The 5,436-nt window shown below is 77.5% G+C and carries 4 protein-coding genes; 2 read left to right on the top strand and 2 right to left on the bottom strand.

Translation table 11 applies throughout. The features are described from left to right. Nucleotides 1-185: 185 nt before the first annotated feature. Nucleotides 186-1,952 (top strand): ATP-binding cassette domain-containing protein, encoded by a 1,767-nt coding sequence (locus ACZ56B_RS08845; protein WP_468787768.1) that lies wholly within the window; start codon nucleotides 186-188, stop codon nucleotides 1,950-1,952. Further along, complete coding sequence (locus ACZ56B_RS08850; RefSeq protein ID WP_468787770.1) at nucleotides 1,949-3,850, top strand: ATP-binding cassette domain-containing protein; 1,902 nt, start codon at nucleotides 1,949-1,951, stop codon at nucleotides 3,848-3,850. The genes ACZ56B_RS08845 and ACZ56B_RS08850 overlap by 4 nt, the downstream gene beginning before the upstream one ends. 50 nt (nucleotides 3,851-3,900) lie before the next feature. On the opposite strand, the gene ACZ56B_RS08855 is transcribed toward ACZ56B_RS08850, so the two are convergent. Together ACZ56B_RS08855 and ACZ56B_RS08860 are read right to left on the bottom strand one after the other, a co-directional pair. After that, nucleotides 3,901-4,497, bottom strand: a complete 597-nt coding sequence (locus ACZ56B_RS08855; RefSeq protein ID WP_468787772.1) for a LuxR C-terminal-related transcriptional regulator — start codon at nucleotides 4,495-4,497, stop codon at nucleotides 3,901-3,903. Nucleotides 4,498-4,973: 476 nt separating this feature from the next. Continuing rightward, nucleotides 4,974-5,216, bottom strand: coding sequence for an acyl carrier protein (locus tag ACZ56B_RS08860; protein ID WP_468787774.1), 243 nt, complete (start codon nucleotides 5,214-5,216; stop codon nucleotides 4,974-4,976). Nucleotides 5,217-5,436 lie beyond the last annotated feature (220 nt).

A 5,436-nucleotide genomic window follows, 5' to 3' on the forward strand; every position in this document is an offset into this window, starting at 1 on the left:
AGAGTAAGCGACAGAACCAAAACGTACCGTTGGAACGCCCCTTAGGGGCGAGGGGTCCACCTTCTCCGTTCCGCCCCCCCCCCCCTGCCCCCCCCCCCGGCCCCCCGTTGCCGTGCGCCGGCCGATGCGCCGATGCCCGGCCGGCGCCCCCGCAATCGTGGAAACGGACGGAGGGAAGTCGGCTGGTGCGCACGACCAAGGCCCGGCTGCGCCGGGCACGCGCGGTGCCGGACGGGGCCGGCCCGGAGCCGGGCCGCGCGCTCGCGGTGCTGGTGCTGCTGTGCTCGGTCGCGGCGGCAGCGGCGGCGGTGGCCCAGCCCCTCGTCCTCGGCCGCACCCTGGACCTGCTGCTGCGGGGCGGTGACGCGGGCCACTGGCCCGCCCTGAGCGCCGCGCTGCTCGTCGGCGAGGTGCTGCTCGACAGCCTCACCGCGCTGTTCACCGGCCGCTGCAACGCGGGGTGGACGGCGTCGATCCGGTCCCGCGCCTTCACCGGCCTGCTGCGCGGCGTGCCGGACCGTGCGCGCCCCTACTCCCCCGGCGACGTCGGGACACGCCTCACCCTCAACGCCGCCGACGCGGGAGGCGCCCCCGCGGCCCGGGCGGCACTGGCGGCCTCGCTCGTCACCCCGGCCGGCGCACTCGTGGCGCTGGCCTTCGTCGACCTGTGGGTGGCGGCGTGCGTCCTGGCCGGGCTGCCCGCGCTGGCGCTGGTGCTGCGGGCGTTCGCCCGCGACACCGGCGCGTCGGTGGCCGCGTACCAGGGGGTGCAGGCGCAGATCGCGTCCCGGCTGCTGGAGGCCATGGAGGGGGCGGCCACCATCGCCGCCGCCGGAACGGGCGCACGGGAGCGGCGGCGCGTGCTGGCGCCCCTGGCGGAACTCGGCACGCTGGGCCGGCGGATGTGGGTGCTGCACGGCAGGGCGCTGGCCAGGAGCGGTGTCCTCGTGCCGCTGCTGGTCCTGGCCGCCACCGCCGTCGGCGGCGTGCGCCTCGCCGCGGGCGCCCTGAGCGTCGGCGGCCTGCTCGCCGCCTGCCGCTACGCCCAGCTGGCCGCCGGGGTCGGCGGCGCGGCGACGCTGCTGGGCGCGGTCGTGCGGGGGCGGCGGGCGCGGGAGCGCACCCTGGCGCTGGAGCGGCTGCCCGCCCTGGCGTACGGCACGTGCGGCCTGCCCCCGGACGGCCCGGGCGACCTCGAACTGCGCGGGGTGCGGGTGCTGCGCGACGGCAGGGAGGTGCTGCGCGCGGACGACGTACGGGTGCCGGGCGGCAGCACCGCCGCCGTGGTGGGGCGCAGCGGGGCGGGCAAGTCCGTCCTGGCCGCCGTGGCCGGGCGGCTGACCGACCCCGACGAGGGGCACGTGCTGCTGGACGGCGTCCGCCTGGACCGGCTGACCCGCGAGGCGCTGCGCACCGAGGTCGCCTTCGCCTTCGAGCGTCCGGTCCTGGGCGAGGGCACCGTCGCCGAGGCCGTCGCCGCCGGGCCGCGGCGCGTGCCGCCCGAGCAGGTGCGGCGGGCCGTGCGCGCCGCGGGCGCCGACGCCTTCGTGCGCCGTCTGCCGCGCGGTCACGACACCCCGCTGGCGTCGGCTCCGCTCTCGGGCGGCGAGTACCAGCGCCTCGGGCTGGCGCGGGCGTTCGCACACGCGGGGCGGCTCCTGGTCATGGACGACGCGACGTCCAGTCTGGACACCGCCACGGAGTACGAGGTGGACCGGGCGCTGCGCCGCTCGGTGCGGCCCGGGACCCGTCTGGTCGTCGCGCACCGCCCGTCGGTCGCGGCGCGCGCGGACCGGGTGATCTGGCTGGAGGACGGGCGGGTACGCGCGGTCGCGCCGCACCGCGAGCTGTGGCGGGAGCCCGACTACCGGGCGCTGTTCGGCGCCGCCGGGGACGAGGGCCCGGCGCCGCGCCGGGAGCACGGGGCCCGGCCCGAGGGAGCGCGGTCATGACCGGCGCCGCGGGCAGCCGTACGGGGGAGAAGGGCACCGGGTCCGGGGCGCTGCGCCGGATCGCGCCGCCGGCCCGTCGGTTCCTCGCCCGCCGGAAGGGGGTGCTGGCGCGGCTCGCGCTCTGGTCGGTGGCCGAGGCGGGTCAGGCCTTCGTGGTGGGCTACGGTGTCGCCCACGCCGTGGACCAGGGGTTCCTCGCCGGCGACACACGCCGGGGGCTGGGGTGGCTCGCCGTCGCCGCGGTGGCCGTGCTGCTCGGTGCCCCGGTGGTGCGGGGCGTGTTCGCCCAGCTGGCCGGGTTGACGGAACCGCTGCGCGACGGCCTCGTGCGGCGCGCGGTCGACCGGTCCCTGGCCGGGGCCCTGGCGCGGCCGGGCGGCACCGACCGGGCGGCGGTCTCCCGGCTGACGAACCAGGTCGAGATCGCCCGGGACAGCTTCGCCGGCCTCGTCCTCACCCTGCGCTCGTTCGTCTTCACCGCCGCCGGGGCCCTGCTGGGGCTGCTGTCGCTGCACCCGGACCTGCTCGTGGTGGTCCTGCCGCCGCTGGTGGCGGGCCTGGCCCTGTTCCTGGCGACGCTGCGGCCCATGGCCGCGGCCCAGCGGCGCGCCCTCGCGGCCGACGAGGCGCTGGGCGACCACGCCGCCCGGGCCCGGGCGGCGCTGCGCGACCTCACGGCCTGCGGAACCGGGCCCGAGGCGGCGCGGCGTGCCGCGGAACTGGTCGCCGACGCCGCCGCGGCGGCCCGGGTCCTGGCCCGCTGGGCGGCGGTGCGCACGGCGGCGCTCGGTGTCGCCGGCCACCTGCCCGTCCTGACGCTGCTGCTCGCCGTGGGGTGGCTGCGGGGCCGGGGTGTGACGGCCGGGGCGCTGCTGGGGGCCTTCACCTATCTCGCCCAGTCGCTGCTGCCCGCCGTGCACACGCTGATGACCGCGCTCGGTGCGGCGGGGTCCCGGCTGCTGGTGGTGGTGGACCGGATCACCGGTCCTTCGCCGCCGTCGCCCGCGGTTCCGGCCGGGTGCCCGTCGGCGGCGGCCGGAACCGTCCCGCCCGGGGGCCGGGGCACGCCCGCGGCCCCGGCCGCCGACCGCGGCTCCCCCTCGGCGGCGAAGGGCCTGCCGGAGCCCGTCCGCGCCCCGCGCCCCGGCCCTCCCACGGCCCGCCGGCCGGCCGCCGCGGTGGAGTTCCGGGCCGTGACCCTGTCCTACGGCGTCCGTGCGGAGCCCGTCCTCGACTCCCTCGACCTGCGCGTCGCCCCGGGCGAGCACATCGCCGTCGTCGGGCCGAGCGGCATCGGGAAGTCCACGCTCACCCGCCTCGTCGCGGGCATGCTCGCGCCCAGCAGCGGCGAGGTGCGGGTGGCCGGCCGGCCGGTCGCCGGGCGCACCGCCGCCGAACTCGCCGCCCTGCGCGTGCTGGTCCCCCAGGAGGCGTACGTCTTCGCCGGCACGGTGGGTGAGAACCTCACCTATCTGCGGCCGGACGCGTGCCGGGCCGACGTCGACGCCGCCGTCCGCGGCTTCGCCCTCGGGCCGCTGGTCGAGCGCCTGGGCGGTCTGGACGCGCCGCTGCGGCCGGACGAGCTCTCCCAGGGCGAGCGGCAGCTCGTCGCGCTGGCGCGCGCCCATCTGTCGGCCGCGCCCCTGCTGCTGCTCGACGAGGCGACCTGCCACCTGGACCCGGCGTCGGAGGCGCGGGCGGAGGAGACGCTCGCGCGGCGGCCGGGGACGCTGCTGGTGGTGGCACACCGCCTGTCGTCCGCCGTCCGGGCGGACCGGGTCCTGGTGCTGGACGGCGTGCGGACGGTGTGCGGCACCCACCGGGAGGTACTGGCCCGTTCCTCCCTCTACCGTGACCTGACGGGCCACTGGAACGGCGCCCCGCACCACGAGCCGTGACCGCCGCCCGTGTGCGGGACGCCCCGCGTCCCGCACACGGGCGGCGCCGGTCAGGTCCAGCCGCCGCTCTGGACGATGCGTATCGCGTCCACCCGGTTGCGCGCCCCCACTTTCCGGATCGCCGTGGCCATGTAGTTGCGGACGGTGCCCCGGGACAGGTGCAGACGGGCCGCTATCTCGGCCACCGGCGCCCCCTGGGCGGCCAGGGACAGGACGCTCAGCTCACGGGTGGTCAGGGGCATCCGGGCGCCCTTGAGCAGGGCCACGGTGAGCGTCTCGTCGAGGAACCGCTCGCCCTTGGCGACCGTGTGCACCGCTGTGATCAGCCGCTGCGCGGAGGCGTTCTTGTCGACGAGGCCGAGCGCCCCGCCGTCGAAGGCTCTGTGCAGCACCCCCGGCCGCTCCGGGGTCGCCAGGACGACGAGCCGGTCCCCGCACAGCGCCCTGAAGGGCGCGCCCCACTCCTCGCCCGCCCCTTCCAGGCGGTCCCCGTCGACGACGCACACGTCCGTCTGCCACGCCTGGTGGTCCGACACGTCACTGCGGGGACACAGGGACGAGACCTCCAGCGCGTCGTCGGATCTGAGCAGTTGTACCAATGCCGAACGAAGGAGCCCCTCGTCGTGCACCACGAGAACCCGAACCATTCCCACCCCGTCCCTTTTCACCGGCTTCTCACCGGCTGTTTCGCCGGCCGGCCGAACGGCCCTCCCCGGACCAACGGGCCAAGTGCCCTCTTCCGCGCCACGGGAACACGACACGTGTAGACGGGACGGCCGCACCGGAACCAACACGCCGTTTTCCGCGCCCCGGAACGGGCGGGAAAGCGGTTCACGCCCGTCCGGGGAGGGCGCGGATCCACGGGGTGGAGGAACGGGGTCCGCGCCCCGGCGAACGCACGGTGCGGGCTCCGTTCCTCTCGGTCACCGGACAGGTGCCTGGCCGGAGCCCTGCGCGGCCCGCCGCACGGGGCCGCCCGCCGCGCGGCGGGCCGTGCGCGGGGACGCTCCCTCCGGCCGGAAACCGACCGGAGGGTGGCCGGAAGGAGACGTCGCCCAATCTGGCGTGAAATCCACCGGCCCGTCTTGCGTCACCGGCGATTTCGCGCCTCGTCCCGCGCCGTTCAGTCGACCGCGGGGCCGGCCTTCTCGGTGCCCGACAGCCGGGCCAGGAACCGGTGGCAGCGGGCCGCGCGCTCCGCGTCCTGTTCCATCACGGTCCGGAAGAAGTCGGCGATCTCCTTCTCGTTCGCGTTCTCCGCGTCGCGCACGTACTGGCCGTAGTCGTGCCCCGCCTTCAGCGAGTGGTACTGGACGGAGATGAGGTCGTACACGACGTCGCTGAATCCCGTCTCGCCCGTCGCCATGAGTCCTCCCTGGGTGTCCGAGGAACGGATCGAGGAGCGGGTATCCCCTCCTCGCGGGTGAAACCGGCTCGGCGACCGGGCGGGCGGGCGGGCGCGGACACGGGAGGGCGGTCTCCGGGAGACCGCCGCGGGCCCCCGCCCCCCCCCCCAGAGAAGGAGGGGGGGGGAAGGGGCCAGGGGACGAGAGGGCGGGGGGGGACAGGCCCTGCAGCCCATTAGG

Source organism: Streptomyces sp. NPDC034670 (assembly GCF_055574875.1).